The 26,085-nt window shown below is 46.6% G+C and carries 23 protein-coding genes and 1 pseudogene; 12 read left to right on the top strand and 12 right to left on the bottom strand.

The genetic code is table 11. The annotated features are described in order from the left end of the window. Positions 1–24: 24 nt before the first annotated feature. From OSCI_RS22495 to OSCI_RS22515, 5 genes are all read right to left on the bottom strand, one after another. Entirely contained in the window at positions 25–846 is an 822-nt protein-coding gene (locus tag OSCI_RS22495; RefSeq protein WP_007357464.1) for a tyrosine-type recombinase/integrase, read from the bottom strand. Positions 847–911: 65 nt separating this feature from the next. Continuing rightward, positions 912–3,761, bottom strand: a complete 2,850-nt coding sequence (locus tag OSCI_RS22500; protein ID WP_234708807.1) for a plasmid replication protein, CyRepA1 family — start codon at positions 3,759–3,761, stop codon at positions 912–914. A 537-nt stretch (positions 3,762–4,298) separates the two neighbouring features. Then, the gene (locus tag OSCI_RS22505; protein ID WP_007357466.1) at positions 4,299–4,646 is read right to left on the bottom strand and encodes a hypothetical protein; all 348 of its coding nucleotides are present in this window, start codon (positions 4,644–4,646) and stop codon (positions 4,299–4,301) included. Beyond that, positions 4,643–5,080: a hypothetical protein gene (locus OSCI_RS22510; RefSeq protein ID WP_007357467.1), complete on the bottom strand. Its 438-nt coding sequence runs from the start codon at positions 5,078–5,080 to the stop codon at positions 4,643–4,645. Before OSCI_RS22510 ends, OSCI_RS22505 begins: the two co-directional genes overlap by 4 nt. Next, positions 5,077–5,418 carry a hypothetical protein gene (locus tag OSCI_RS22515; protein ID WP_007357469.1) on the bottom strand — a complete coding sequence of 114 codons (342 nt, stop codon included), beginning with the start codon at positions 5,416–5,418 and terminating at the stop codon, positions 5,077–5,079. Before OSCI_RS22515 ends, OSCI_RS22510 begins: the two co-directional genes overlap by 4 nt. A 189-nt stretch (positions 5,419–5,607) precedes the next feature. Here OSCI_RS22515 and OSCI_RS22520 point away from each other — a divergent pair, with 189 nt between their 5' ends. The 4 genes from OSCI_RS22520 to OSCI_RS22530 all read left to right on the top strand — a co-directional run bounded on the left by OSCI_RS22520 (position 5,608) and on the right by OSCI_RS22530 (position 7,802). Then, positions 5,608–5,790 (top strand): ribbon-helix-helix domain-containing protein, encoded by a 183-nt coding sequence (locus OSCI_RS22520; protein ID WP_234708809.1) that lies wholly within the window; start codon positions 5,608–5,610, stop codon positions 5,788–5,790. Beyond that, positions 5,771–5,896, top strand: a complete 126-nt coding sequence (locus OSCI_RS32115) for a hypothetical protein (protein WP_267879572.1) — start codon at positions 5,771–5,773, stop codon at positions 5,894–5,896. The genes OSCI_RS22520 and OSCI_RS32115 overlap by 20 nt, the downstream gene beginning before the upstream one ends. 5 nt (positions 5,897–5,901) lie before the next feature. Continuing rightward, a complete protein-coding gene (locus OSCI_RS22525; RefSeq protein WP_007357471.1) occupies positions 5,902–6,495 on the top strand; it encodes a hypothetical protein in 594 nt (197 codons plus the stop codon). 227 nt (positions 6,496–6,722) lie between these two features. After that, positions 6,723–7,802 (top strand): hypothetical protein, encoded by a 1,080-nt coding sequence (locus OSCI_RS22530; protein WP_007357472.1) that lies wholly within the window; start codon positions 6,723–6,725, stop codon positions 7,800–7,802. A 104-nt stretch (positions 7,803–7,906) separates the two neighbouring features. Here OSCI_RS22530 and OSCI_RS22535 read toward each other — a convergent pair whose 3' ends face one another. Then, on the bottom strand, positions 7,907–8,521 hold the full coding sequence (locus OSCI_RS22535) for a hypothetical protein (protein ID WP_007357473.1): 615 nt from the start codon (positions 8,519–8,521) through the stop codon (positions 7,907–7,909). Between the two features lie 159 nt (positions 8,522–8,680). On the opposite strand from OSCI_RS22535, the gene OSCI_RS30285 reads away from it, so the two are divergent. Beyond that, positions 8,681–8,911, top strand: coding sequence for a hypothetical protein (locus tag OSCI_RS30285; RefSeq protein ID WP_148288960.1), 231 nt, complete (start codon positions 8,681–8,683; stop codon positions 8,909–8,911). A gap of 39 nt (positions 8,912–8,950) precedes the next feature. Here OSCI_RS30285 and OSCI_RS22540 read toward each other — a convergent pair whose 3' ends face one another. From OSCI_RS22540 to OSCI_RS22555, 4 genes and pseudogenes are all read right to left on the bottom strand, one after another. Continuing rightward, entirely contained in the window at positions 8,951–10,096 is a 1,146-nt protein-coding gene (locus OSCI_RS22540) for a hypothetical protein (RefSeq protein ID WP_007357474.1), read from the bottom strand. A gap of 686 nt (positions 10,097–10,782) precedes the next feature. Next, positions 10,783–11,598, bottom strand: a complete 816-nt coding sequence (locus OSCI_RS31720) for a hypothetical protein (RefSeq protein ID WP_007357477.1) — start codon at positions 11,596–11,598, stop codon at positions 10,783–10,785. After that, positions 11,591–12,289 carry a GIY-YIG nuclease family protein gene (locus OSCI_RS22550; protein WP_007357478.1) on the bottom strand — a complete coding sequence of 233 codons (699 nt, stop codon included), beginning with the start codon at positions 12,287–12,289 and terminating at the stop codon, positions 11,591–11,593. Before OSCI_RS22550 ends, OSCI_RS31720 begins: the two co-directional genes overlap by 8 nt. A 492-nt stretch (positions 12,290–12,781) precedes the next feature. Continuing rightward, positions 12,782–13,048, bottom strand: a pseudogene (locus OSCI_RS22555) (hypothetical protein); the annotation flags it as partial. 263 nt (positions 13,049–13,311) lie between these two features. On the opposite strand from OSCI_RS22555, the gene cobS reads away from it, so the two are divergent. The 6 genes from cobS (at position 13,312) to OSCI_RS22585 (ending at position 22,209) form a co-directional block, all read left to right on the top strand. Further along, positions 13,312–14,109, top strand: a complete 798-nt coding sequence (gene cobS / locus OSCI_RS22560) for an adenosylcobinamide-GDP ribazoletransferase (protein WP_007357480.1) — start codon at positions 13,312–13,314, stop codon at positions 14,107–14,109. Positions 14,110–14,209: 100 nt separating this feature from the next. Next, a complete protein-coding gene (locus tag OSCI_RS22565) occupies positions 14,210–15,325 on the top strand; it encodes a tocopherol cyclase family protein (protein ID WP_007357481.1) in 1,116 nt (371 codons plus the stop codon). Between the two features lie 197 nt (positions 15,326–15,522). Next, positions 15,523–19,320 (top strand): diguanylate cyclase, encoded by a 3,798-nt coding sequence (locus tag OSCI_RS22570; protein ID WP_007357482.1) that lies wholly within the window; start codon positions 15,523–15,525, stop codon positions 19,318–19,320. Positions 19,321–19,555: 235 nt separating this feature from the next. Further along, positions 19,556–20,011 (top strand): plastocyanin/azurin family copper-binding protein, encoded by a 456-nt coding sequence (locus OSCI_RS22575; RefSeq protein ID WP_007357483.1) that lies wholly within the window; start codon positions 19,556–19,558, stop codon positions 20,009–20,011. 643 nt (positions 20,012–20,654) lie between these two features. Further along, on the top strand, positions 20,655–21,479 hold the full coding sequence (gene map / locus OSCI_RS22580) for a type I methionyl aminopeptidase (protein ID WP_007357484.1): 825 nt from the start codon (positions 20,655–20,657) through the stop codon (positions 21,477–21,479). Between the two features lie 118 nt (positions 21,480–21,597). Next, positions 21,598–22,209 carry a CPP1-like family protein gene (locus tag OSCI_RS22585; RefSeq protein ID WP_007357485.1) on the top strand — a complete coding sequence of 204 codons (612 nt, stop codon included), beginning with the start codon at positions 21,598–21,600 and terminating at the stop codon, positions 22,207–22,209. Positions 22,210–22,344: 135 nt separating this feature from the next. Here OSCI_RS22585 and OSCI_RS22590 read toward each other — a convergent pair whose 3' ends face one another. Beyond that, a complete protein-coding gene (locus tag OSCI_RS22590; RefSeq protein ID WP_007357486.1) occupies positions 22,345–23,031 on the bottom strand; it encodes an HAD family hydrolase in 687 nt (228 codons plus the stop codon). A gap of 357 nt (positions 23,032–23,388) precedes the next feature. Here OSCI_RS22590 and OSCI_RS22595 point away from each other — a divergent pair, with 357 nt between their 5' ends. Further along, positions 23,389–25,464 carry a diguanylate cyclase domain-containing protein gene (locus tag OSCI_RS22595; RefSeq protein ID WP_007357487.1) on the top strand — a complete coding sequence of 692 codons (2,076 nt, stop codon included), beginning with the start codon at positions 23,389–23,391 and terminating at the stop codon, positions 25,462–25,464. Here OSCI_RS22595 and OSCI_RS32315 read toward each other — a convergent pair. After that, positions 25,461–26,084, bottom strand: coding sequence for a VOC family protein (locus tag OSCI_RS32315; RefSeq protein WP_324603635.1), 624 nt, complete (start codon positions 26,082–26,084; stop codon positions 25,461–25,463). The genes OSCI_RS22595 and OSCI_RS32315 overlap by 4 nt on opposite strands. Position 26,085 lies beyond the last annotated feature (1 nt).

Consider the following 26,085-nt stretch of genomic DNA (forward strand, 5'->3'; position numbering starts at 1 on the left):
TACTTCCAAACGCTGCCAGTAAAATTAAAATGGGCAGTCATCGTCATCGAGTTGGACATCCCAGTTAGCTGAGAGCACTTGATCCACCACTGCATCCAAAGCAGCCGCGTTTAAGTTCCGCGTAACTTGCTCTTGGAGAGGATTTGATAGGGGAATCAGCCGCAACTGGCGGCCATCTTGCATCAAGTCGAAATAAGACCCCTCTTCCGGCGACTGTTTCAGTTCTAGGTAATCAAAACTATATTTTCTGACGTATCCCAGAGCCGAAAGCGCGGACGCTGCACCCCGAACTTGGGAGTCTGAAACTTCTAGATATTCTTGCAGGACGGCAAGCGAACGATGGCCGCTGAGTTTTTGAATTACTCGCAAGGGGATGCCAGCGTTGCTCATTTGGGTTAAGGCAGTGCGGCGGAAGCTGTGGGTACTAAATCCTTCCATGCCTACCCGTTCGGTGGCTTCCCTCAAGATGCGGCTGGCGGCTTCTGGGTGCAGGTGTCGCCAGTGATGCGCTCTATGGCGGCCTGGGAATAAATAAGTTACCCCGGCGTGTGGTTGCCAAGCTCCCAGGAGCGATCGCAGGTCTTCGATGACGGGGATGGTGCGGGTTCCGAGTTTGCCTTTGGTGTTGGCTTTGCGGATGATTAGCTCAGGTCTAACCCGGCTATTGGGGGCGTAGACATCCCTGGTCAGCAGCGAACAGGCTTCGGCAATGCGGCAAGCTGAAAATAGACACACGCCGAATAAGGTGCGATCGCGATCGGTTAGGAACCCATCGTTAAATAGCAACTCAATTTCACCTGGGGTCAACACCGAGGCTTGACCGTGCCTGTCAATCTTCAAAGTCATGCTCTCAACTCCTCACGGTAATTGGGCCACTATTGGGGCTTTCTGGGAAGGTGGGTCAGGGCCCTCTAACCTAGACCTTCAACCGCTAACCGCTGATGCTCTGGCAAGCCATCAAGCGCGGCAAACACTTCGTCGATTCCGAAGCTCTCAATCACTTGCCTCAAGCAGTTTGTAGCTACTTCGATCGCTCCCTCAGCTACCCGCGCCGCCACGTCCGCTAGTTCGCGGGCCACACCCCAGACTTTTTCTGTGGGATTAGCTGAGCTTTCTGTCACAGCTTCGGCTGTATTTTGTATATTCAAGGGGGGAGCTGTGACAACCTCTGAATCAATCACGGTAAGGGATTCAGACATTTTGAGCCCCTGAACTTTTTCAGTCATTTTTTGGCAGACTAGCGGGTAAAGGTCATCCCAGTTTTCGGGGCGGCTGGACTTTTTAAACTCAGGCCCGACTTGATAGCGATACTCCCAGAAACGATCGCCGCCGTCGCGGACTTGAGTACCAATTAGCTGAGCACCAATAATTTTTAGTAGCCGGTTGAGGTACTGAATGGGTGAAAGCTTGCCAGGATGCCCCAACAAGGCCGCCACTGATTTTTTGCGGCACTGCCTGACCAGCTCCTCAACTTCTGGCGAGTCATTCCTCCAGGCAACACCAGGGGCTAGAAATTTGTCGATGCCCAACCGGGAGAGCACCTTAAGCTTTAGCCAACGAGTGCTCAGGTCTGGGAGGAAAGTTTTAAACTCGCGCTTCCACTTTTGCCGTTGCAGGTACTCTGCATCCTCTGTGTTTTTAAAAAGCCAGTCAGCCTCAAGCTGATTAAGTAAGTCCCGGTCTGTGAAGCGGACGCGATAAATAAATCCCCAAGTCCAAAGCTCAGTATCCTCAATGCCTGGTAGCCGTGCCTTGAGTTTTGCTTTGAGTGCTTTGCAGCGGTCTGGCCAACGAGCATTGAAGTTGCGCTCAATCTCAAGGGCTTCAGCTAGGGTAATGTCCTCAGCATTGAAAATCTCTTTCGCCTCAGTTTCCTTGCAGAAAACTTTTGCCTGGTGATACTCATCAACATACTTAAGTCCCTCAAGGGCTACACGCTGGACTGAGAAACCTGCCTCCACATAGCGTTTAAACAAAAAGCGTTGAAGGTTGCGACTTTCCACATTGTCCTTAGCTTTGATTCTTGCCCAAGCTTTCGTCTCAGACGAATTGATTTGAGAGGCGATCGCCTCTATCTGACTTTCTGGGCTAAGCAATCCAGCTTCAGCGGTGGCTTGCTCGGCGATAAATTCTATGAGCTTGCTTGGAAAGTCACCGTCAGACTTCGGTTTAATTTTGCGTTGAGGGCAACAGATGATTAGCCGCTCAGGATGCCTTACCCGGCGTGACATCTGGAAACACTCATCAACACCAATGACTCCACCAAACCAGCAGAAACAGTCTGAGAAATAATCCTTGATGCTGATATCGAGGCCGCTTTCTGCGGTGGGGGTGTAGATAAAAAACTCTGGCTTGTGCCGTCTGATATATTCATCAGGGTTAGCCAGAAACTCTTTAGCCCATTCCTCTACAGCGGTTTTGCTGGTGAGTAAAATGCCCTTGCGCCCTTCATCTTTAAGTCGTTTGGCTAGAGCTTCAGCATCCCTGAGCGAGTCTGTCGCAACTGCGGGGCATGGTGAATTAAGAATTTGGTAAGCTAACCATTCAAACTCAGCTTTGACTAGGCGTTGTCTACCATTGGGAAGCTCAAGGAAAGTGACAGGCGGTGTATCGCCCTTAAATTGATTTTCAATTTTCACCACTGGCATTTTGAAGACTTCAGCCAGAAAGTCAGTCACAGAGTCCGAAAGGTTGCCGTCAAGGGCTATCACCCGATTTACGCTAGGGGCGATCGCTTTGAGATAATCCAGAAGAGAAAGCCGAATATCCCGACAAGTGCTGCTAGTGAGTAAGTGTTTGATACTGCTTGAGGCTTCATCAAGAATCAAGGTTGCATCTTCAAGGGTAATGCCCAAAACTTTCAGTAGTGAATCCCAACAGAGGCTAAGTCTGGCTTCAGGGTCATTCATCATCTGGTAGCCGCCGTGAGCGTCTAGATGATAGCTATCGAGTTTTTGAGCCATCTGTAGCAGTAGGCTGTTCCGGTAGCCGATGTTAATCTGTTTGCCAGCCTGCGGTCTAACCTTGTCCGCTAAGTATTGAGTTTTGCCCGTGCCAAGTCCTGATTTAATCGCTGTGATTTTGCCCTCTTCAGGCGCTTCTATGTCGAGGTAACGCTGGTTTACCACTTTGTCGGGGGAGAAGCCCCTATAAGAACGCCACAGGCGCTCATCCTGCAATTGCTGGACAGTTTCGGCAAGAGCCAGGACGCGATCGACATCTCCCCCGGCAACTGCAAAATCATCAATGCCCTTCTGCGGGCCCGGTAGTCTGGCAATCTTGACTGTGGACTTTTTAAAGAGTCTGGCAAGGATGGCCGCGTTTTTAAATTCAGGAGACTCGAACCAGTCACCGGGGCGGTAGTCAAAAGCGATCGTAATGGAGCGCCCGTCATCGAAGGGCAACAAGTCGGGGTGCAATTCCCGTGCGATCGCTCTGCCTAGTGCGTCTTTCTCTGTAACTCTCCATCCCATTGAGATACCAGGGAGAGCGATCGCCGCGTGACCAAGAGTTAGCAGACACCCTGCTTTTTTCTCTCCCTCAGCTAGGACTACATCGGCACGACTTTCTTGTACCCAGGGCCAAAAGAATTTAGCTTCACCCTCTTGCACTGCTGTGTTTTCTGACAAGGGGACACCTTGCCATCGTGCCAACACTTTCCCCCAGAAGTGAAGCGATACTTTGAGGAAAGTGATCGGAGCTTTGCGGCCTTCGGAGTTGCGGTATTTATTGACTTTGCCTTTATGGTCAGGCTTAAGCAACGGGCCTTTTAAAATCTTGATACGGGCACCGCATTTCCAGGCTTCTGTCAATGAGGAGCCGTCAAAACCTACGCACTCATCCCAACAACGTTTGTACTTGGCGTTGAGGATGCCTCTATTGATGTACTTTGCGTCGGGCCAAAGGTGGCGAAATAAGTCTGCACCGGCGATCGCCTCTACGTTGAGGTTAATGATTTCAGGGTCAACGCCAGAGTCTAACCAATCTTGAAAATAATCTTGAATATAACTTTTAAGGAAGATATCGATTATTTGTACTCCGGTTGTCTATACATTTTGCATTTTTAAAAACCTCATAATCAAGTCTACAAGAGAGTTTTAGTCATTGTTGAAAAGTGTAATCATGTTTCGGTAGCCCATTTGATTTATATTTTGTAACAAATCTGGGTATAGTCTCTGCCCGTCCTGAATAATTCTGGGTTCACGGGCTGACTTATTCGCTGAAAGCCTTTCGGGGTATCGTTTTCTCCTTTAAAAAGGTGTCGTCGTTATTAAAGGAGAAAACGATAGGTATCCGGTTTAGGACTTGGGCTTGGTTTCAGCCAGCGAGCGGAGATGTTTCATGGCTTCATTCAAGCGCTCAATCAAACCCCCCCAACTCGGCCGCCCCCGCAGAAGCCACTCGTCTAGCAGCATACTGGCCTGAGCGATTAACACTGGGTTGCAATTTGATTGCTCAAGGCGCTCAAACACTGCTGGCAAAGACTCTAGATAAGCTTCGTTGATTTCTGCGTGGCAGAGCGTATCAACGACCTCGATAATCAGAGAGCCTGCTGAGTAGAGCTCTTCATTCTCAGACCAGGGCTTAGTGTTGACACCCCTGGGCTGCTGCCCCCAAGTTAATTCGGTGATTACTTGATAGCTCATGCTTTTACCTCCGAGTGAAGTCTCGCCAACTCGCCTTCTGAGTAAAGTCTCGCCAGCTCGTCTTCTAGCACAGGTCGGTTATCAAAATAAGGGTAAAAGTCTTTGGTGTAAAGACTAGAACTCAGCCAGATGACGCTGTACTGCCATTGCTTATCTAAGGGATGCCAGCATACGCCTACAACCTCACCATCTTCGGATTGCTGTATGCTGCTGTCCTGCTCGTCAGGCCAGAGATAAGATACGCGATCTCCAAACCAGAATTTAGGTGATGGAGCTTCCCGAATGGGTGAGGGTGCAAGTTTTAGACCCGTTGATGGAGCCAAGGTGAGCCCGATCTCTCCGTCGCAGTTGATTGAGGCAGCCGCCTTGGGTGCAAGCTCTAGACCTGCCAAAGGAGCTAAGGTCAGAGCAGTAAAGAAGTTGCGCCTATTCATGGCAGCACCCCCTCTGGGAGTCGGGATGTGCCAAAGTACCGCAAGCGAAACCGGACAAGATTGAAAATTTTGCCTTTGCCGCCACAGCGATCGCACAGCGGCTCGCGCCCTAAGCAGGTGGGACAGATAATCTTCGGCGGGTTCAACAGCCGCGTCGGGGATTGTGGCAATCTTGCCAGTTGCATTGGGGCTGTTTTGAGGGCGTGAGCGATCGCTCTTTCCCAAGTCACAACTTTTGACAGGTTGCCCTGCTTGCGGGCCTCGTCTTTTGAGATGCCCAGCCGCGCTGCTTGCTCCCTAAGAGAATCAATGCGCCGGCCGTAGCCAGTTTTGGTCATAATGAGTTTGCTCCTTTGCTGGGGAAAGTCCAGCGAGTGAGAAGTCTAGCCCCTGGTGTTATCAGCGCCGGGGGTTAGGCGTTTTTGCTTTTCAGCTATGGTAGCACGAAGTAGGTCAAAGTGTGCTAGATTTATCTAAAGAAATCTAACGAGAGGTAAAATGGCATGGTTGTAAACTGTGCAGCGTCCATGAGTCCTGCGAAATCACCCAGAGTGGCGTTTTATCCTCCACCTGAACTAAAGACAAAACTTGAGCAGTTGGCATCCTTAGAGCGAAGGTCTGTATCGCAAATGGCGCTAATTTTGGTTGAGGAGGGATTGCAAAGAGCAGAGGAAGCAGGGAGGATTAAAGGTGAACCCATCAGTAAATAACCCTCTAACTCTTCCATCGCTCCCTCTCGCCAGCCGCTCTGCTTTGCCCTCCTGTGCAGCCATTTACTTTGTGCTGGAAGGCGATCGCATTTTTATTCAGGAGTGAAAAATGTGAGCGAATCAGTTAGAGCCGTCCGAGCCACAGTGCAAATAGGCTCCCTAACCGTCGATGGGTTTCAGTTGCCTGACGGCAGCTATCGGATGAGCCAAACACAAGTGGCTGAAGCAGTGGGATTGTCTCGACGTAATGTGTCCGATTTTTTGCGCTCAAACGCCCTAAAAAGCTTACTGGGAGAAGGTTATACGGGTACGATTTTTGAGCGCGAAGAAATCGAAATCGCATCTGAGACTGGTAGCAGGGGGCAAAGTCGGTTCCTGTCCGTACCGCTAGAAATTGCCAGCGCTTACTGGCAATGGCAAGCTCACCGGGGGAACAAAATCGCCTTAGCCCTTTGTATGGGACTGATGACCGAAACCCTAGAACGCCGCTTTGATAGCGCTTTTGGCATTACCCGCACCGAAGAAGAGCGTAACGAACTGCTCAGTCAGCGCGTTCAACAACTCCAGCGCGACCTTGAAATCTTAGGCAACGCTTACGCTGCCGAAGACGAAATTCGATCGGAGCGCGATTACTACGAGCGGTTGCTCAGGGAAAACGGTATCGACCCCTGGGGGATTCCGAGGGTTAGTGATGAGCCGGGTTAGTTGTTTTGAGAACAGTAGCGCAACCAAAGCAACGGCCACAGTTGACTTGCATCGAACTTGTATTTGACTTGCATCGAACTTGTATTTGACTTGCATCGAACTTGTATTTGACTTGTATCGAACTTGTATTTGACTTGTATCGAACTTGTATTTGACTTGTATTTGACTTGTATTGAACCTGTGCGAACTTGCTTGTACAAAGCCCCAAGGAAATCAGGGAAAATTCTATGACACCAGAGGACAAGCTCGATCAACTAAACCAAAGGCTCAAAGCCGCCTGCGTGGGCGTAGCCGTCGAAGCTTCCGGGAGCCGCCTTCGACTCCGCGCTACCCTCCCCCCAAAGCCCGGATCTACCAAGCCCTTCCCCCATCAACAGCGAATCTCACTTGGCTACCACAAAAACCCCGCAGGGCTTGCCCTAGCTGAGAAAGAAGCTCGAAAAGTGGGGGCGCTGCTCGATTGCAAACAGTTCTCTTGGGAACCCTACTTGCCTGCTGTCGCACCCCAAAGGGGAACTGTTCGCGAGTGGATCGAGAAATTTACCCTTTGGCGATCGCAAAATAACCCAGTCAAGCCCGTTAGCTGGAAAACCGACTACGAGCAACCATTCAAGCGCTTGCCTCCAGATGCCATCCTCACCACCGATCTACTGAACAAAACTATTTCACAAACCAAGCCCAACACCCGGACACGCCGCCGCTATTGTCTGGCTTATCAACAACTGGCCTCATTTGCGGACACCACCATTGACACCGCCCCAATAATCGGCTCCTACTCTGCTAAGAAAGTTAATCCGCGTGACATCCCCAATGAGGCCACCATCCTCAAGTTCTCAAAAATAGAACATCCCGGCTGGCGATGGATCTACGGCGTAATCGCCGCCTACGGTCTGCGCCCCCACGAAGCATTTTTCCTTGACTTTGAAGACTTCCCCATCGCCACAGTCTTGAGGGGAAAAAGCGGTTCCCGTTTCGTCTGGCCCCTCTGGCCAGAATGGGCTAACCTTTGGGAGCTTGATAAAATCCATCTGCCAGATTGCGCCCCCGGCCAAGAACATTCGGCTTATGGCGCGAGAGTTGGGCATTTTTTTCACCGCAGCCAGATCCCATTTCACGCCTACGACCTGCGGCACGCTTGGGCCGGTCGTGCCGTTGAGTTTGGGCTAGACGTTAGCTTGGCCGCTAAGCAAATGGGACATAGCCTCAAGATCCACACAGAAACCTATCAGATGTGGATAGACCGAGCTGTACACCAGCGAGTCTTCGATCAACTTTCCCACAACCGCAGAGAAAAATTATTGAAGTGAAGCTCATCTTTTTCAAGTTCCGCAACCCCTTGTTTTTCCTGTAAAAGTTGCTCGTCTTCTTTCAATAAGAAAGCGAGGGAACTCGCCCCGAATTTTCGGGGAGCTCAAAACCTTCTTTTGGGGTGTCTCAACCCAGACTCAAGGGCCGCTTGAGTGTCAATCTCAGCAAGCACCCCCCTAGCTTTAGCCAGAAACAGGCCTGTATGTGGAAAATCTTCAGTTGAAAGCTTATCGTTTAGCATCTGGACATAGCAAACTATCTCAAAAACCATATCGCCCCATTTCTCACAGTTGAGCTTTTGATTCACTAGCTCAAGAGGTTTGCTCTCTAGGCTCAGATTCTCAGCCTGCAAGTTACCCCATTGGCTCCCTAGCTCTTGATTTAGGTCTAACGGCTGCTCGCTCACGCCCTTGGGTAACTTAGGCGAAGTCGGTACTCTCAGCAATTCCTTGATTTTATTGAGCTGCGCCCTAGTCAGATCCGTTGATTTTCCCATGTAACGCTTGCGTAATTTTCCCTCCACTTTCCGATAGCCATACCAGTAGCCCTTAGCCCTTTCCTTGCGGCAAGTGTAGCCGTTCCCGTCGTTGCTGCTAACCCTGAAAGACTTAGTATCTAAGGCTTCTAACCACTCAAACCATTGCCTAGACCCTACCTTCAATGTTTCCCCAGAAGGCAGCTCAACCTTACCGTTTTTTGCGATCGCCAACTTACCCATAAAGTTACCTATAATCTCTGTAACCCATCTTAGCGCTGCAAGAAATTGGGTATGGGTAGGCTTAGGTTGCAGTCCAGAGCAAAAACCTCAGAGCAGCCTCTCCACCAACGGAGAAGATAGAGAAAATCATAGTTTTTGGGGATAGAGGAAGCTCCACTGGTGAAGAGTTGTGGAGTGGTGGTTTGTGGTGTGGCGTGCGTTCGGGTGGTGAAGGGTAATAGTGGACTCACCGGGGCAAACATCAGTATCCACATCCAATATCCACGTCAGAGGCTTAATTTTGCCCTGTTCCAAAGGTATCTGGAGACGGGCTACTCAGCTACTAAATTTGTACCCGCTTTGGCTGGGAAGCGATACCAAAGTTATCTGGGGAGGGCCGCTCGTACCTGATTGAGAATATCTAAGATACAGCGCACCTATCCAGTAAGCTCAAAATTCACCTAGCCCAATATAGGGATCGCCAAAGTTGAGCGATATTTCATTGCTGTTGCCACCACTGTTACCAGAAGCATTTGCCTGTGGACTTTCCCCATACTTTTTATTGCAGGCATCCCCGCCGCCATTTTGAATACAATCAAATAACTGTTTTTCGCGTGGGGTTAACATTCGATATGCCGTTAGAGGTTTGAGCCCTTCTGTTGGCTGGTTAATCCTGGGCTTATTGTTGGGATTATTGACGCTGATATCTTCTAAATCTTCGGGCCGAACTATCGTTGCTTTCCCATTCAGTCTTCGGTTGTTTGGTTGAGTATTTGGTTGTGTACCGCCATTGCTCCCAGGTCGAGTATTTGGTTGTGCTCCACTACTACCTATCTGCGGTTTTTTAGGTAGTCGTGTATTCGTTTTTGGGATATCTGTGGGAATAGTGAATGGCTGTTGCGTTGCTTCTCTCCTGGGCTTTGATTCTGAAGGTATTCGGCCTGTTGGCGCTGCTGTTTGCTGTGGGGTTCCGAATTGCGGTATTGTTCTCCCCTGAGCACTTGGTAACTGCGGACTGCTTGGCTTGTTCTGAGGTCTTTGTTGGCTAATGTTCTGCGGACTGCTTGGCTTGTTCTGAGGTCTTTGTTGGCTAATATTCTGCGGAGTCCTTTGGTTGTTCTGAGGTCTTTGTCTGGATTTCGCCTCCATCTCAGCTAATATTTTTCTTAGTCTAATTGCCTCTAAGTCGGATTTTACTGCCGCAACGCCGCCCTCCCAGAGTGACCGCGCCGATTCGATTACCAGGGATTCTAGGCTAGAGGTTATCAACGTTCTTTCTTGTGCATTCTTTATTGTTAATTCGGGGTCGGGGAGTAATCCGCTTTTGCCCCCAATGCCGACTCCAATACCTACTGATCCAACGCCGTCTCTTGAGACATTTGCATTAATGCCTATCTCTCCTAGTTTGTCTGCTTCGCCTGCCCCCTGCTCAGCATCTACCCCTATCCCTATATTTAGTTGGTGTCTGCCACTGCGAACAGATATTCCAACTTTTGAATCATTGAAAGGATTAATGTCATAATCGACGCGGGCATTTTTTGCCGCATCTCCTATTCGACGCAATCCCTTTTGAACTCCCTCTATGATGTTTGGCATATTTTGTCCTCTATTTCTTTGAATACTTTACACCATCTTTAAAATACATGAGGCTTGGCTCATTTGTTTTTACTCCCAATCAATTGCCCTAATTTTGCTACCAGATTAGTCAAATTTACCACAATTATTTTATTGTCAGGTGTCTGAGTCGAGTGTCGAGTCGAGTGTCAAATCGCCTGTATTTTGGTGTTTTCAGCACACATATAGTTATTCCCGATACCCACAACCAATAAACTCTTGGTTCCTGGTTTGCTAAAACTTTTGTTCTTACTTTGAAGAATAGCGATAACGTGGTAGTGATTTTGTACTCAATCAATTCCTACGTTGCTATCAATTTGCACTATACTATTCACACCATCACACCAAATATTAAATCTGCAATTGCCCCCGCTCTGAAGCTTCTATCTAATGGGGTGATGTGATAGTGTGAATGGTTAGAATTCTTATCGGGCGATCCTGTGAGCTGGGGTGGTGAATTCACCAAGTGCGACAAGGCCGCCATTGCCAGTTGCAGCGAAAAACGATTCTGTACGGAATCACTTTCCGGTCGAATCCCGTTGGCGTAGTGTGAAAAGCAAGATTGAATGTCGATCGCAATTCAACGGGCATAGTGTAGAATAAACACAATACCTATGTGAATTGGCGATCGGGGCCGCGTTCCCGATCGCTGTATTTTTGTCAGTCGCTTACCTTCTGAGTCCCACTTTTTTCTCAAGTTGCACCCTTTTACGGAACTCTTCACTCATCCCGTGTGCTATCCCCTGTGAGTATTCTCGCTCCTGTTTAAGGTCAGACTGCAACCGCTGGATGATGCTGTAGTCTGGGTTGAGCTTTGAAACCTCTTCGATCAGAGCCTCGGCAAAAGCCCAGAACCGTGTGCGCTTCTCTCCCTTCTCAAGTTTCCAGCCGCCCAAGGATGGCATCTCAAAAAGCTTGTCCCTCGCCGCGTACAGGTCGGGTAGCTGAGCTTGAGTTTGTGACTGTTGTGCTGGCATCTCTGGCAACAGCTCTAAAATTGCCTCCACATCTTGCAAATCGGTTTTTGATTTCTTACGCCTGCTCTTGAGCTGATTGAGTAGGGTTGCCGCGTCTGGCAATTCCAAAATTTCGGAATCTTGCGGCGCGGCCTGGTTGGAAAGTTGCGATGCCTTTATGGTATCTATTTCACTTGTGTCATGTGAAAAAGTCGCTTGCACGCTCTTAAGGTTCGCGACCTCATTCTTTAAGTCTGCTATCGTGTCTTCTGCTGTGTCAAGTGATGCGACAGCTTTAGCGCATTCTGCCTGTAACTGTTCGCATTGTCGAGTTAATTTACCCACTCGCTCATAAAGCTCTGTAGTCTTTTCACTTGTGTCAAGCGATTCACCGCCGTCTAGCTTTCGGGCGAGGGCAAGCACCTGGTCTACTAGAGCGATCGGCACTCGAATGGTTTGTGTCTTGCCCTGCCTCCACTGTGGCTGAAATTTTGTCAAGTTTTCCGCTGTTCCATTTGGGTTAGGCATAAAGCCCCCTTTTTTCGCGCTCAACAACTACGTAAAGTGGATCGCGGTGTGGGTTCCTTTGAAGATCGAGATATTTGATATGCCAGACTTCGCTGAAACTCCAAAGCACTTTTTCAGAAAAAGAGGTTAGTTCCTTTAAAACCTCCAGGCGTTTTGTCACCAGACATCCAGGCTCTAGCAATCCTTTGTTTACTGCTGTTCTGACAGCCTGCTCTACAGCATCTTTCGTTGGATTGAGCAGGTCGAGCTCCAATATCTCAAAGTAGAGTTGCCGCATCCAGGCTTCCTTGGCTTCAATTTCGGCAGAGTTCCCCACTTTATTAAATGGAGGGCAAAATTTCACAATTAGCATCAACTCGTTATCGAGTAAATCCTTATGGCAGACAGGGAGGGGCAACCAGGCCACCTCAAAACCCTCTGTTAAACGTCTGACAGCTTTTTCTAGTCCTTTAGCAGCACCTAGCTCTTTTGCACAATACTCTAAAAGCTTTCGCTCTACTCCCCTCAATGACTCGTAAACTCTTGTACGAAGATTTCGAGAAGAACCAATATAGAGAATCTTGTCTGAAAACAAGATAAAGTAAATCCCCTTCTCAACTGGGAGTTTTTGCTTCCACAATTCAAGACCTTCCGACACTTCCCAAACTCCCAGTTTTGGTAAATGCCTTAAGATGGTTTCAAGACTAATCATGCTTATTGCCTTGTGACAAGTGATTCATTTATCTTAAAACTAAATATATGTGCTGTCAACCACTTGACACACGGATCGTGTCTTTATTAAGGAGTTCCCCGTGACAAGTGATTCGGCGAGCTGGGGTTAGACGATTCCTCGCATGGCATCTCCTGTTTTTCCGAAATTGGGGAAAATGGTTGAGCGGTCTGGCTGGAAAGTTGCGATTGACCGGGGGACGTTTTTGTACAATTTCGGGCGGCGGTCAGATATTCTAGTCTATTAAGCTAAATCACTTGTGTCATGTGACTCCCTGCCTTTACTCTAACACAGGCTACTCTCGCCCCTCAATTTTAATCACTTGTGTCATGTGATATCCCCAACTATCGCCTCAGAACCCTGGTTGGCGACACAACCCGCTAGGCAATTTTCGTGCTTCTATTCCCAACTAGCAGGGGGGTGTTCGCAATAACCCGGCTCTTTCACATCCTCTTTGTCCCTAAGCGACGGCAGGGTAGAGAGTTCTAGCTGTGCGTCAGAAAACGGATAAACATTCAAATAGAGCGCGTGGTTAGCAATCAGAGTGGAACGAGTGGGATCGGCAAAGACCTCCAGCACGTATCCTTCTCCTTCGCTGCAAATTATACCATCCTGAATGTGGATGTAGCGGACGCGGCCCAAATCGACTAGCAAGCGTTGTAGATCCCGCTTGTTGACAACAATCCCCGTATCCACGATACAAGGAGCAGCCACCCTGTTATTAAATTGATTGTGACTCATGGAACTAAAGCCTCTGGTGTAGTTGTGTTCGCGTTGCGGAAATTAAGGAACCCGCTAGCATTCTGGGGAGGAAGAAGGGGATAAATTGAGATTAGCCGCCACTCAGATCGAGATTTTCGGGTTCGCTGCCCCTACCAGTTTCTTGGGAAATGGATTGAGCAGGAGCGCTACCCTACCTAAGACCTGAAGGGGTGTTACCGATCCAATTCTGGCATACCCTAGTGGATTCACAACTCCCTTAAAATACTGAAAATTTATATCCTATGGTAGATAATAATTGGGTTCGCTATCTAAGTAAGTATTTCAGGACGCAGGGAACAGCTTTTGCTGCTGCTATTGCCTTCTACACTTGTTTGCCTGTACCCATCTCTTGGACTTTGGAATTTCGTGGTATTGCGCGTTTGGCTCCTCCAATCGGCTTGATGATAGGCGGTATATTGGGTCTAGTCGATGCTGGGTTGCAGTTTTTGGGGATGCCTGTACTTACGCGCTCGGCTTTGGTGGTTCTCAGTGGAATTACGGTAACGGGCGGTTTACACTTAGATGGAGCGATGGATACGGCTGATGGGTTGGCTGTTGGCGATCCCCAGCGGCGGCTGGAGGTGATGGCTGATAGTGCGACGGGAGCTTTTGGGGCGATGGCTGCGATCGCGATCGTGTTGTTGAAAACTGCGGCCCTGAGCGAGTTAAATGGCGATCGCTGGTTGGCTTTGATGGCGGTGGCTGGTTGGGGTAGATGGGGGCAATTAGTGGCGATCGCGCGTTATCCTTATCTGAAGGCTACTGGCAAAGGAGCTTTTCATAAAGATACTTTTTACTCGCCTCTGCATTTTTTACCCGGACTATTTTTATTGTTATGCCTGAGCAGTTTACAAATTATTTTAGACCGCGATCGCTGGCTTTTGGCAACAGGAATGGCTTTGGGGGGAGCGGCGATCGCTATTCTCACAGGAGCCTGGTTTAATCGCCGTTTAGGAGGTCATACCGGGGATACTTACGGTGCTGTTGTTGAGTGGACAGAGGCATTATTATTATGCCTTTTAGCCGCTTTACAAAATTAAAAATCAAAATTTAAGCTGTTGCTTTGTAGCCCACTTGCAAAATCCTCGGCAAAGTTTTCGGCTCTAAACTTGCAAATATTATCCTACATGGTAATTTGGAATGACAGAAAATCTACAAACCCCTCATAGTGGCTATCACTGGGATGGTAGCGTTCGCCGCTTTTTTGAAGGTTGGTATTACCGAGTAACTTTACCACAAAAAAGGCAAACTTTTGCTTTTATGTATTCTATTGAAGATCCCGCAGGCAATCAACCTGAAAGCGGCGGGGCAGCGCAAATTCTCGGCCCGGATGATGGCTATTTATGCCGTACTTTCCCAAATGTAAACACATTTTGGGGATGGCGGAATGCTTTAGGTTTAGGCCATTGGGGTAAGACAGATTTACAGATTCAACCTAAATATTTAGAGCCGCAGGTGTTTGACTCCCATATCCAAGAAGGCTATCAAGCAACTGCTACCTGGCATCAGGGATATTTGCACGATCCGGGGAGCGATCGCACCTGCTACTGGCAATATGAAATTAAACCCGTTTACGGTTGGGGAAACTCCGGGGAAGCGCAGCAGTCAACTGCGGGTTTACTATCTAGTCTACCGATTTTTGAACCAGGATGGCAGATTTTAATGGCTCATGGTTTAGCGAGTGGCTGGATTGAATGGGATGGCGATCGCTATGAATTTACAGATGCACCAGCCTACGGCGAAAAAAATTGGGGTGGTGCTTTTCCTAAAAAGTGGTTTTGGCTTAATTGTAATTGTTTTGACGGCGAATCTGACTTAGCTTTAACTGCTGGCGGTGGCAGGCGAGGTGTGTTGTGGTGGATGGAATCTGTAGCGATGATTGGCATCCATTACAGAGGGAAATTCTATGAGTTTGTACCTTGGAATTCTGAGGTAAAATGGGATATTGACCCTTGGGGAAGGTGGCAGGTTAACGCTAAAAATAGTCAGTTTGAAGTTGAGTTGATTGGCACTACTGAACTGCCGGGAACACTGTTGCGAGCACCGACAGAAAAAGGTTTAGTATTCTGTTGCCGCGATACAATGCAGGGAAAACTCAGCTTACAACTTCGAGCATTGCAAGGCAAAGGTAATTCTAAAATTATTTTAGAGGCTCAGAGTAATCTTTGCGGTTTAGAAACCGGCGGCGGGCCTTGGGATGAAGCTTGGCGATCGCAAAGCGAGGGATTAGCAATTAATGGACATTTTAATTGTTGAATCGGAAACTCTGGATATTTAATTAACAACTTTAGAGTTTAATTTATCAGCTATTTTTATTAGTTATAGTTTTTGAGGCTCCTGTATGATTTTAATTATAAGTAGTTAGCAATTTTATAAAGAATTAACACATTAAGCGATCTAGAACACAAAAGCGATATCATATTTATATGATTGCTTAATGTCTAAGGAAGCCAATGAGACCAAAGAGCAAAGCAGATTCAACAGCAAGCTTTGACGACCAATCATCAAGTCTCACACAGCCAGTGTTGCTAAATCGGATCGCTAACCGCATTCGTCAATCCTTAGAACTAGGGGAAATTCTGTCAGCGACAGTTGCAGAAGTGCGTTCATTTTTGGGAACAGATCGCATCAAAATTTATCAGTTTCAGCCTGAAGGTCACGGACTGGTAATCGCAGAGTCGATTTATGAAGATCGCCTACCCTCCCTATACGGTTTAAATTTTCCTGCCGATGATATTCCTACTTATGCTAGAGAATTATTCTTGCGAGCCCGCCAGCGCACAATTATCGATCTAAGCACCCATCAAATTGGTATTAGTGCCTTGGACTCAGTAGAAACTGGAGAACCTTTAGAAACGCAAGATATTCGCTATCGTCCGATTGACCCCTGCCACCTGGAGTATCTAATAGCGATGGGGGTAAAATCTTCTGTGGTAGTACCAATTGTCATCGAAACGGCAAGCAGGAGTGAGTCGGAACTACCGTCTCTACAATCTAATCAGCATCTCTGGGGATTGCTGGTATCGCACCATTCAGAACCGCGAACTGTGACTGAAGAGGAATTAAGGTTTATTCAGTCAGTTGTAGATCAAGTATCAGTGGCGATCGCGCAATCAATTTTATTAGAACAAGTCCGGGAACAAGCCAAACAAGAAGCTAATATCAACCGCGTTACAGCAGTGCTCTACACCCTGCCACCAGTTAAACTACAAGCGGCGCTGGAGGAAACAGTTGCTTTGTTTCGCGGATCGGGAGGCCGACTATATTTACCCACAAACGAAACCCAGCAAAGCATTGAGTTGTACGTCTGTGGTACCCAACCAGAACAAATCGATCGCATACACAATCGATACATTGAGGAGAATTTGCTCTGGCAGAAATTCCTCACCGCCAAAGTGCACGCCGGCGATAGCAAATCTAGTTCAGGCATCAAGCCTTGGTCAGTGGAATGGATGCGAGCGATGTATGCCTTGTCAGCCGTTCCCTGGGAATCAAATACCAACTCAAATATCTGGCCAATTGCCGACATCTATCGGGAACCCCTATTTCGTACCCTGGTTCCCGCCTTTCAAAACACCCAAATTCGGGGGGTGCTGATCGTACCGCTTTACTTTGGGCAAGAAGTAGTGGGCTGTTTGACTATTTTTCGAGAAGATAGCGATCGCGAAATAGTCTGGGCGGGCGAACACGATCCCGATACCCGCCAACTGTCACCGCGCCAATCCTTTGCAGCATGGCGGCAAATTAAGAAAGAACAAGCACAGTCTTGGACAGAGGCCGACATTCGACTGGCTCAAGCCTTGTCCGAACTTTTTTCTAGCGCCGTGAAACATTACAGGCTCTACGGACAGCTACAAACCCTAAATGCCAATCTGGAGTTACAGGTACAAGTACGAACAGCAGAGTTACAACATTCAAATGCGATCGCCAATCAACAGCGAGCAGGGGCAGGCATCCTTTCCAAACTGCAAAAAGCATTGGATGTAGAAACGATTTGTCGTACAGCAACCCAGGAAGTACGGCAGTTATTAAACATAGATCGGGTTGCTATTTACTGCTTCGATGCTGACTGGGGTGGGGGATTTATCAGAAATCTTGAATCCGTCAGTCCCGCATGGACGCAGATCGTACTAGCAACCAGAACGGTCTGGAATGATAGCTATTTACAGGAAACTCAAGGCGGTCGCTACAAAAACCATGAAATTTCTAATGTAAGTGATATCTACAACGCTGGACTTTCTCCCTGCCATATCGAAGTTCTCGAACATTATTGCATTCGAGCTTTTCTGGTTATACCCATCTTTATCGGAGACAAACTCTGGGGACTGCTAGGAGCCTATAACCATAGCACCCCGCGCCTATGGAAAGATTCGGAATTAGTATTTACTAATCAATTTGCTGCCCATTTAGGCGCTGTCTTGGATCGCAAGCAGGCAGAAATTGATTTACTCGAAGCCAAAGAACAATTTGAATTAGCTCTTCGTGCTTCCCATGATGGCTTTTGGGATTGGGATTTAGTAACTGGTGAAATGTATTATTCACCGCGCTGGAAAGAGATGCTGGGCTATGATGATAGCGAGCTACCTAACTCACCTGAAACATGGAAAGCTCTAATTTTTGATGAAGATTACCCCCTCACTCTTCAGTTAATTGAAGACTACAATACTGGAAAAGTCGATCAGTTTTTAATGACTCAAAGGTTCTATCACAAAGATGGTTCTACTGTTTATATTCTTTCTCAGGCAATCCATGTTAAAGATGAAAACGAGCGCGTAGTTCGCATGATTGGCGCACATTCTGATGTTACCAAAATGGTGAAAATTCAGGAAGCGATGGAAACATCGAAAATGCAGTTAGCCAGTGTTTTAAATAGCTCTTTGGACGGAATTATGGCGTTTCGATCCGTGAGAAATAAAGCGGGTGAGATCCAAGACTTTGAATGGCTGTTGGCAAATCCTGCTGCTTGCGAAATGATTAATCGCAAGCCTGAAGACTTAATTGGGAAATACTTACTAGAAGAAATGCCGGGAAACCTGGAGGAAGGACTATTCGAGCGATACATCCAGGTAGTTGAAACAGGCACGATGATGGATCGTGAGTTTTGCTACGATCGGGATGGGTTAAATTCTTGGTTCCAAAATATTGCCGTCAAACTTGGCGATGGCTTTGTTGTCACGTTCCGAAATGTCACAAATATCAAACGCTCAGAACAGGCTCTGCAAGAGGCTAACAGGCAGCTAGAAGAGCGAGTTGGGGAACTGAATCAACGAAATAGTGAGATGGTTCTTCTCAGTGAAATTAGTGACTTTTTACAAGCCTGTTTAACAATTAAGGAAGCTTCTGCCACGATCGCAACCTTAGTGCAATCGCTGTTCCCTGAATGTTCGGGCGGTATTTTCATCACTGCCAACTCGCGCAATCGCTTGGAAATAGTGACATCGTGGGGAAATCCGCTGTATTCAGAAACTATATTCCATCCCAAAGATTGTTGGGCGCTCAGGCGCGGACGAGTGCATTGGATGGGTAGCGATCGCCACGAACTAATCTGCAACCACATTAACCATAAAGATCCTCCCGCCGAATCTCTGTGCATCCCCATGATTGCTCAAGGGGAAACGCTAGGTTTGCTATATTTGTGTACAACAGCACCCCATACGATCTCGGAATCTAAACAACGATTAGCTCGTACTGTGGCGGAACAAGTGGGAATGGCGATCGCTAACCTCACCCTGCGAGAAACTTTGCAAAATCAAAGTATCCGCGATCCGCTGACTGGTTTGTTTAATCGCCGCTATCTTGAAGAATTTCTGACGAAAGAAATTGATCGAGCGCAGCGCAATCATTATTCTATCGGCATTATTATGCTCGATATCGACAATTTCAAGCAATTCAACGATACCTTGGGGCATGAAGCTGGAGATTTTGTGCTGCAAGAAATTGGCTATCTCTTAAAAAAAATGATTCGAGTTTCAGATGTTGCTTGTCGCTATGGTGGCGAAGAAATGACCGTGATTTTGCCTGAATCCTCTCTGGAAGATACTTATATAAAAGCTGAAGAACTGCGCGAAGCGATCGCTCAACTCAAACTCAATTACAATGGAAAAAGACTTGAAGGGTTAACGGCTTCATGTGGAGTAGCCTGCTTTCCCGATCGAGGAACCACAGGTAATGCTGTGATTATAGCAGCCGATGCTGCTTTGTATCAAGCAAAGGGATCGGGAAGAAACAAAGTTATTGTTGCCAAGAAATAAACTTTTATTGGGAATTGCTAATTGCTAATGGCTAATGGCTAATGGCTAATGGCTAATTGGTAATTGCTAATTGCTAATTGTTAATTGCTAAGGCGTACCTCACTTGCAAAAGAGGCCATATAAGATCAATACTTAATAAGTAAAACATTCACTTATCCTGACAGCTATGTTCCACTCCTTTACTTTCCTAGCCCGCAAATTGTTTTTCCATCCCTGGGTAAAACAAAGCCTAAAGATGATATTGAGCTTAGTGCTTTGGTTCGCTGTCTCTACGGTTCCTCTAGCATTTGCTGCCGATAACTCTAGTCCAGTTGGTGATTTATTGCGCCAACCCGCAACCGAAATTCCTATCAGTTTGGGCAGTACAAGTGACGAACTTAAGTTTTTTCCAAATCTCCTAGAATTTCAGTCAGGAAAGCGCTATAAATTAGTGCTGAAGAATCCTAGTCCTGAGAAACATTATTTTACTTCCAAAGACTTTGCCGATGCGAGTTGGACTCAAAAAGTCGAAGCGGGTAATGTAGAAATCAAAGGAGCAATTCGCGAATTAGAACTTAAACCGGGAGCGGAGGCAGAATGGGTATTTGTACCGATGAAGTCGGGAAGCTATAATCTTCGGTGTACGGTTCCGGGACACGCGGAAGCAGGAATGACTGGGAAAATTACTATTTCCGCTCCACAGGCGGCATAATATTAAATTCTAGGGTGGCGATCGCATAAGCCAATCAGTAGCAAGTGCGATCGCTCCCTTGCTGTTTCTAAGGAAAAAATTAAGCTACCTTAGATTTAGGAAAATTTATCAATAGCTCTCGGCCCGACACCCGTACCAATTGAGTCCGATATTTTTCCTTATTTCCCTAAACTCCTTATCACACACTTAGCGAATTGTCAATTACGTCAGTAACTCAGGGTTAAAGCCACTGAGCTTGTAAGAGCAAATCTCGAAGCAGGCTATTCTGACCAGCCTAAGTCTTAACGACTACGTTATTTGGGTTACGACACCTCGGAATGCGAAGCTAGTTCCCTGCTCTGTCGTTTGCAATTAAACAGTTCTAAAGTCACTGGAACAGTGTTGCAAGCCTAACAAGCCCTTATAACATTGGCGAAGCTAACATTACCCCGTAAGGGAGGCCCAACAAAGGCAACCATTATGCGTACAGGATTGCGAGGTTTGAGATGGTAATTGTCCCATCGAAAGTACATTACAAAAGTACACCAAGCTAAACAATCCCAAGGCGGTAATGGACAAAAAAGATTCACGGTGGTTAAAACCACCCGTATCGTCTCTCTATAAGGTCTAAAGACTCTGATTTTCCCACTTACCGAGCTTTTTTATGAACATTTTTGGTAGTCTGCTTTCTCAACCGGCTCAACCCCCCCAAGCCAAAAAACGCCGAGGTATTGAGATTAAATCTCCGCGCGAAATTGAAATTATGCGGCAGGCAGCTTTGATTGTGGCAACTGTACTCAAAGAAATTTCGCAACTCGTAAAGCCGGGGATGACGACTGCCGATTTAGATGCCTACGCTGAGAAACGCATCCGCGAAATGGGGGCAACGCCAAGCTTTAAAGGCTATCACGGTTTCCCTGGCTCGATTTGTTCGAGCATTAATAACGAAGTCGTACACGGTATACCCAGTGCGAAAAAAGTGATTCGAGCGGGTGATGTTTTGAAAGTGGATACCGGAGCTTACTATCAAGGCTTTCACGGGGATTCTTGCATCACCATTCCCGTTGTTGAAGTCACTCCCGAAGCCGCCAAGTTAATCCGTGCGGCAGAAGCAGCGCTCTACAAAGGCATTGAACAAGTGAAAGCGGGAGCCTACCTGCTTGACATTGCTGGAGCGATTCAAGATTGCGTCCAAGCTCATGGTTTTACTGTAGTCGAGGAATTTACAGGTCACGGCGTGGGGCGAAATTTGCACGAAGAACCTTCTGTTTTCAACTTCCGCACCCGCGAGATGCCAAATGTTAAACTAAGAACAGGGATGACCTTGGCGATCGAGCCGATTCTGAATGCGGGTTCTAAATATACCCGGACACTGGCAGATAAGTGGACGGCTGTCACCGTTGACAACTCTCTTTCTGCTCAGTTTGAGCATACGGTGCTAGTGACGGATGATGGCTACGAAATCTTAACTGACCGCTCTAAGGTTTAGAGGAGCAGGAAGCATATAAGATTTGGGGCGAGGGAGCGGAGATTTCCTTCTTGCTTCTTCCTTCACAGCACAAAGATCGGGTTAAGCTTAACTTTGGAGGAGAGGTTTAAGAATTATTATGAGCGAGCAAACTCCCTATGAATTGCTTGGAGTCCCTGAAGATGCTTCATTTGATGAAGTGCAAGATGCGCGGGGACGTATGGCCGATCAGTACGGCGGCGATAAAAAGCGTATGGAAATAATAGAGGCGGCTTACGATGCGATCCTGATGGATCGTTTGCGACAGCGCCAAGAAGGGAAAATTAAGGTTCCCGAACGCATCCGCTTTCCAGAGCGTGCAGTCCCATCATCTCCCAGCTTTGCTCCGGCTCCAGCTAAGGGAGGCCCGGCTTGGCTGCAACGACTGCTCGATTCTCCAAGTCTACCTGATATTTTATGGCCGGGTGGCGTATATGCGGGGCTGAGCGGTCTGAGTATTTACCCTGGCGGGAGTGACTCTGTGCTACAGCTAACTTTGGCTGTGGGTGTGGGTTCTTGCCTTTACTTTCTCAATCGCAAGGAACAAAAGTTTGGTCGAGCTGTGCTGCTAACTGTGGCTGGCTTAATTTTTGGGTTGGTATTGGGGGGTATTCTTGGCTCTTTTGTGACTGGGACTTTGATCGCCCCAGAGAAATTTATTGCTTTGTTTACGTTTGTAATCTTGTGGCTAGTTAGCAGTTTTCTCCGTTAGTTGTTAGTTGTTAGTTGTTAGTTGTTGGTTGTTAGTTGTTAGTTGTTGGTTGTTGGTTGTTAGTTAGAAAATTAAGCCAACTAATAACTATCAATCCCAATTACCAATTACCAATTACCAATTACCAGTTAACAGTTAACAGTTAACAGTTAACAGAATATCGACGGCTTCGGCTAGATTGCTGACAATTAAATCGGGTTTGTACATTTCTAATTGGGTGCGATCGCGAATCCCGCAAAGCGCTCCCATAACCTTAACACCGTGCGTTTGTGCTGCTATAATATCCGCTTCCGTATCTCCTACCATCCACACATCAGATGCAGGGGGAAGTTCCGCTATGGCTTTCGCCATTAGCAGAGGTTTGTCTTTGGTATCGCCAGTTTTAAGATAATCGTTGGGGAGACAATAACGCCGATCTAGGGGGAAAAATCGCCCTATGTCACAGCGGCTAAAGGCTTCGTCGAGTTCGCGATCGCGCCGCATTGTCATTACCACTAAATCAATTCCTGCCTGTTGCACTCTTTCCAAGGTTTCCAAAGCGCCCGGAACGGGTTGGTCGTAAACTAAATAAGGGAGCGTGTGGACTGTTTTGCGTCGATTCTGGGCAAATTCTGCCGCTTGATCTGCGTCTAATCCTGAGATGATACCGATTTGGGTTTCGGGAGTGCGCGATCGCTTCATTTGCCAAAACTCCTGTTTCGTGAGCTCGCGGATTTCTTGGTCTGGACGCTGAACCTGTGCCAGACAGAGCTGATAAACTCGATAGTAGCGTTCCGAAACATCCATAATCGGCCCATCGAAGTCAGTAATAAGTCTTAGCATCTGGTGTAGTTACGTTAAGTTTTAATACAAATTGTTAGTTATTATATCATTATTCTGGAATCCTTCTATAGCAACCTTCTTGACAGTTAGGGAACTCACTCATTGCTAAAACCCGCTGATGCTCTTCTCTTATATTCCCTTATTTCCTTATTCCCTATATTCCCTAGCCCTCAGCATCGGAGCATCGTAGCCCCTAGTTATAATTGACATGACCAAGCTAGCGGAGTAAAGTCTAGAGGGGGTGACACCCCTTATCATAACTTTAGCAATAGTCAATATTTACTTATTCTCTTATTCCCTTATTCCCTAGCCCCTAGCCCCTAGCTATACTTTCAAAGAAATGCTCTAAAAAAAGAGATGCTTCAAAAACTGACTTTAAATAATAAAAATAGCCTGGAATTTCTCCTCGACAAACTCTTATCCTTGCGCCGGATTGAGTATTTGACCCTAGATCGGGAACTGAAGATTAGAGAAACATCATTAAAAGTACAACAATTTGCAGATTTTCCCGGTGAGGTAGTACCGGGAAATGATGTGCGTGCTGGCTTTTTAGAACTAATAGGATTGGAAGAAATCCTTATAGAGATTATTAAGCAACCGCAGAAACATTTCGAGATCCAAGGAATTGCAAGAAATTTTAAAAACAGTTCTTATTTATATCTAGATTTATATATTTTTGGATATCAAGAAAAAGACAAGGATGAAAAATTAATTATCTTTTATGAAGATGTCACGGACAACATGACAGCAAAGCAAGCATTAGTTCAGGTTGCCCACGAAACAAGTCTTTTACTGAGCGCTTTGGCTACTGCCCACGATTATATAAATAAAATATTTAACTCCATAGCAGATGTGTTGTTAGTAACAACAGCAACAGGAAAAATTAAAATAGTTAATCAAGCTGCTCAACTATTATTTGGATATAGCGAAGTCGAATTAATCGGACAGCATATTACGCTGATTACTGCTGAGGAGAAATTGTTGCACCAAGCCAGCCAAGTTCTGTCTTCAGTTGACAACAATGCGGCAAATCAAGTAACAGTAGTTTGCAAAACTAAAACGAATTTAAAGCTCTCAGTGGCTTTTTCCTGCTCTATAAGTCAGACAGATATAAAAGGTCAAAGAGGAAGTGCTGACTTCACCCAATATTTTGTCTATATCGGTCGGGATATCACCGATCGCGAACGCATAAAAAAGCGGCAAGCAGCACATTATGCTGTCACTCAGATTTTATCAGAATCTACTTCTTTAGATGACGCAACTCCCAAAATTTTACAAGCTATCTGTGAAAACTTAGGATGGGATATCGGCGAGCTCTGGACTCCAGCAGATGGCAAAATCAGCAGTCAAGTGAGCGATCGCGCTCAAGTGGGTCACGAACTCATATTTTCCTGTCTCCGTCCACATTCTCCTCTGGATGCGACTCCGTGTTTGCAAAGGGTAGGAGTTTGGTGGCAGCGATCGCTTCCGGTTTCTAATTTCATGGAAAATTCCGAGGCAATTACCTTAGATCCAGGTAAGGGTTTGCCAGGAATAGTTTGGGTAAGCGGTTGCACCCAATGGATTACTGATGTTGTTAAAGATCCTAACTTCCTGCGCTCAGAATTCGCCGCTCAAGTGGGATTACGCTCAGCGTTTGCTTTCCCAATTCATACTAACGGCGAAGTGCTGGCAGTAATGACTTTCTTTACTGTAGAAGAACAACCGCCGGATCGAGAATTGCTGGAAATGATGACTGCTACTGGTTGCCAGTTAGGGCAGTTTTTTAAGCGCAAGCAAGCGGAAGAAGAACTGCGCGCGGCGGAAGCTTCTATTCGCATTTTATACGAACAGGAGAAACAGCAAAGCGAAGAGCTAAATCTTAAAAATTTCGCCCTAGAAAAAACAAAGCAAGAGTTAGAAGCTGCTAACCGAGAATTGCAGCGTATTGCCTCTATAGACGGCCTAACTCAACTAGCAAACCGCCGCTGTTTTGACGAAACATTAGAGCGGGAATGGAGGCGGATGGCGAGAGAAAGATCGCCGTTGTCTTTGATTTTGTGCGATATAGATTTTTTCAAGCTTTATAACGATAGCTACGGCCACCAAGGCGGAGATGAATGTTTAAAAGAAGTGGCTAAAATCTTTTATCAAAATGCACGGCGTGGTGGGGATTTAGCCGCTCGCTACGGAGGAGAAGAATTAGCTTTGATTTTGCCACTTACTGATGCTAAAGGAGCGTTGAAAGTAGCAGAGATAATTCGGAGCGATTTGCAAGCTAGAGCAATTCCCCACGCTGCATCTAACGTCAGTAAATATGTCACTCTCAGTATGGGAATAGCTACTGTTGTACCTACCCATGAATCATCTTTTGAGGCATTAATTACTGCGGCAGATAGAGCTCTGTACCGTGCTAAAGCAGGTGGGCGCGATCGCGTTGCGACTAGCTTTTAAATGTCTTCTTTCCTCAGACTTCCTCGTTTAATTTGCTCTCGTTCGATTGCTTCAAATAAAGCTTGAAAATTCCCTTCTCCAAAACCTTGAGCCTGGATTTGTTGACCCTTAACCCACGCTTTTCGGCGTTCAATTAACTCAAAAAATAAAGTCGGTTGCTCAAATATTGGCTGAGTAAAAATTTGCAGTAACATCGCTTCTGAAATGTTTTTCTGCCAATCTACTAAAACTTGACACACTTCTATTGCCTCCCATTCAGCACTAGAAAGATAGTTTTCCGACTGCCGCCGCAATTCGCTGTAATAGGTTGATGGAACTGGTAAAAAAGGTAAGCCACGCGATCGCAATTCAGTAACCACCTGTAAAATATTATTAGTTTGCAAAGCTATGTGCTGAATTCCAGCCCCCCGATTGGCATCCAAAAATTCTTGAATTTGGGAATTAGCTGATGCTGGTTCATTAATTGGTAATTGCACGCTACCACTAGAATGAATCATGACTCTGCTGCGTAAAGCTGACTTTTTAGTTTGAATTTCAAAGTTTTGCTGTGGCTGAAAACCTAAAGTATTTTGATACCACTTTACTGCTAGTTCTAAATCTCCAGTTTCAACGTTCAGCACT

Origin of the sequence: Kamptonema sp. PCC 6506 (assembly GCF_000180455.1) — a bacterium.
GTDB lineage: Bacteria > Cyanobacteriota > Cyanobacteriia > Cyanobacteriales > Microcoleaceae > Kamptonema > Kamptonema formosum.

Bases quoted from the DNA above. Each gene is read 5' to 3' on its own strand.
- OSCI_RS22495 (WP_007357464.1), bottom strand. From the start codon at position 846: ATGACTTTGAAGATTGACAGGCACGGTCAAGCCTCGGTGTTGACCCCA.
- OSCI_RS22505 (WP_007357466.1), bottom strand. From the start codon at position 4,646: ATGAGCTATCAAGTAATCACCGAATTAACTTGGGGGCAGCAGCCCAGG.
- OSCI_RS22510 (WP_007357467.1), bottom strand. From the start codon at position 5,080: ATGAATAGGCGCAACTTCTTTACTGCTCTGACCTTAGCTCCTTTGGCA.
- OSCI_RS22515 (WP_007357469.1), bottom strand. From the start codon at position 5,418: ATGACCAAAACTGGCTACGGCCGGCGCATTGATTCTCTTAGGGAGCAA.
- OSCI_RS22520 (WP_234708809.1), top strand. From the start codon at position 5,608: ATGAGTCCTGCGAAATCACCCAGAGTGGCGTTTTATCCTCCACCTGAA.
- OSCI_RS22530 (WP_007357472.1), top strand. From the start codon at position 6,723: ATGACACCAGAGGACAAGCTCGATCAACTAAACCAAAGGCTCAAAGCC.
- OSCI_RS22535 (WP_007357473.1), bottom strand. From the start codon at position 8,521: ATGGGTAAGTTGGCGATCGCAAAAAACGGTAAGGTTGAGCTGCCTTCT.
- OSCI_RS22540 (WP_007357474.1), bottom strand. From the start codon at position 10,096: ATGCCAAACATCATAGAGGGAGTTCAAAAGGGATTGCGTCGAATAGGA.
- OSCI_RS31720 (WP_007357477.1), bottom strand. From the start codon at position 11,598: ATGCCTAACCCAAATGGAACAGCGGAAAACTTGACAAAATTTCAGCCA.
- OSCI_RS22550 (WP_007357478.1), bottom strand. From the start codon at position 12,289: ATGATTAGTCTTGAAACCATCTTAAGGCATTTACCAAAACTGGGAGTT.
- cobS (WP_007357480.1), top strand. From the start codon at position 13,312: ATGGTAGATAATAATTGGGTTCGCTATCTAAGTAAGTATTTCAGGACG.
- OSCI_RS22565 (WP_007357481.1), top strand. From the start codon at position 14,210: ATGACAGAAAATCTACAAACCCCTCATAGTGGCTATCACTGGGATGGT.
- OSCI_RS22570 (WP_007357482.1), top strand. From the start codon at position 15,523: ATGAGACCAAAGAGCAAAGCAGATTCAACAGCAAGCTTTGACGACCAA.
- OSCI_RS22575 (WP_007357483.1), top strand. From the start codon at position 19,556: ATGATATTGAGCTTAGTGCTTTGGTTCGCTGTCTCTACGGTTCCTCTA.
- map (WP_007357484.1), top strand. From the start codon at position 20,655: ATGAACATTTTTGGTAGTCTGCTTTCTCAACCGGCTCAACCCCCCCAA.
- OSCI_RS22585 (WP_007357485.1), top strand. From the start codon at position 21,598: ATGAGCGAGCAAACTCCCTATGAATTGCTTGGAGTCCCTGAAGATGCT.
- OSCI_RS22590 (WP_007357486.1), bottom strand. From the start codon at position 23,031: ATGCTAAGACTTATTACTGACTTCGATGGGCCGATTATGGATGTTTCG.
- OSCI_RS22595 (WP_007357487.1), top strand. From the start codon at position 23,389: ATGCTTCAAAAACTGACTTTAAATAATAAAAATAGCCTGGAATTTCTC.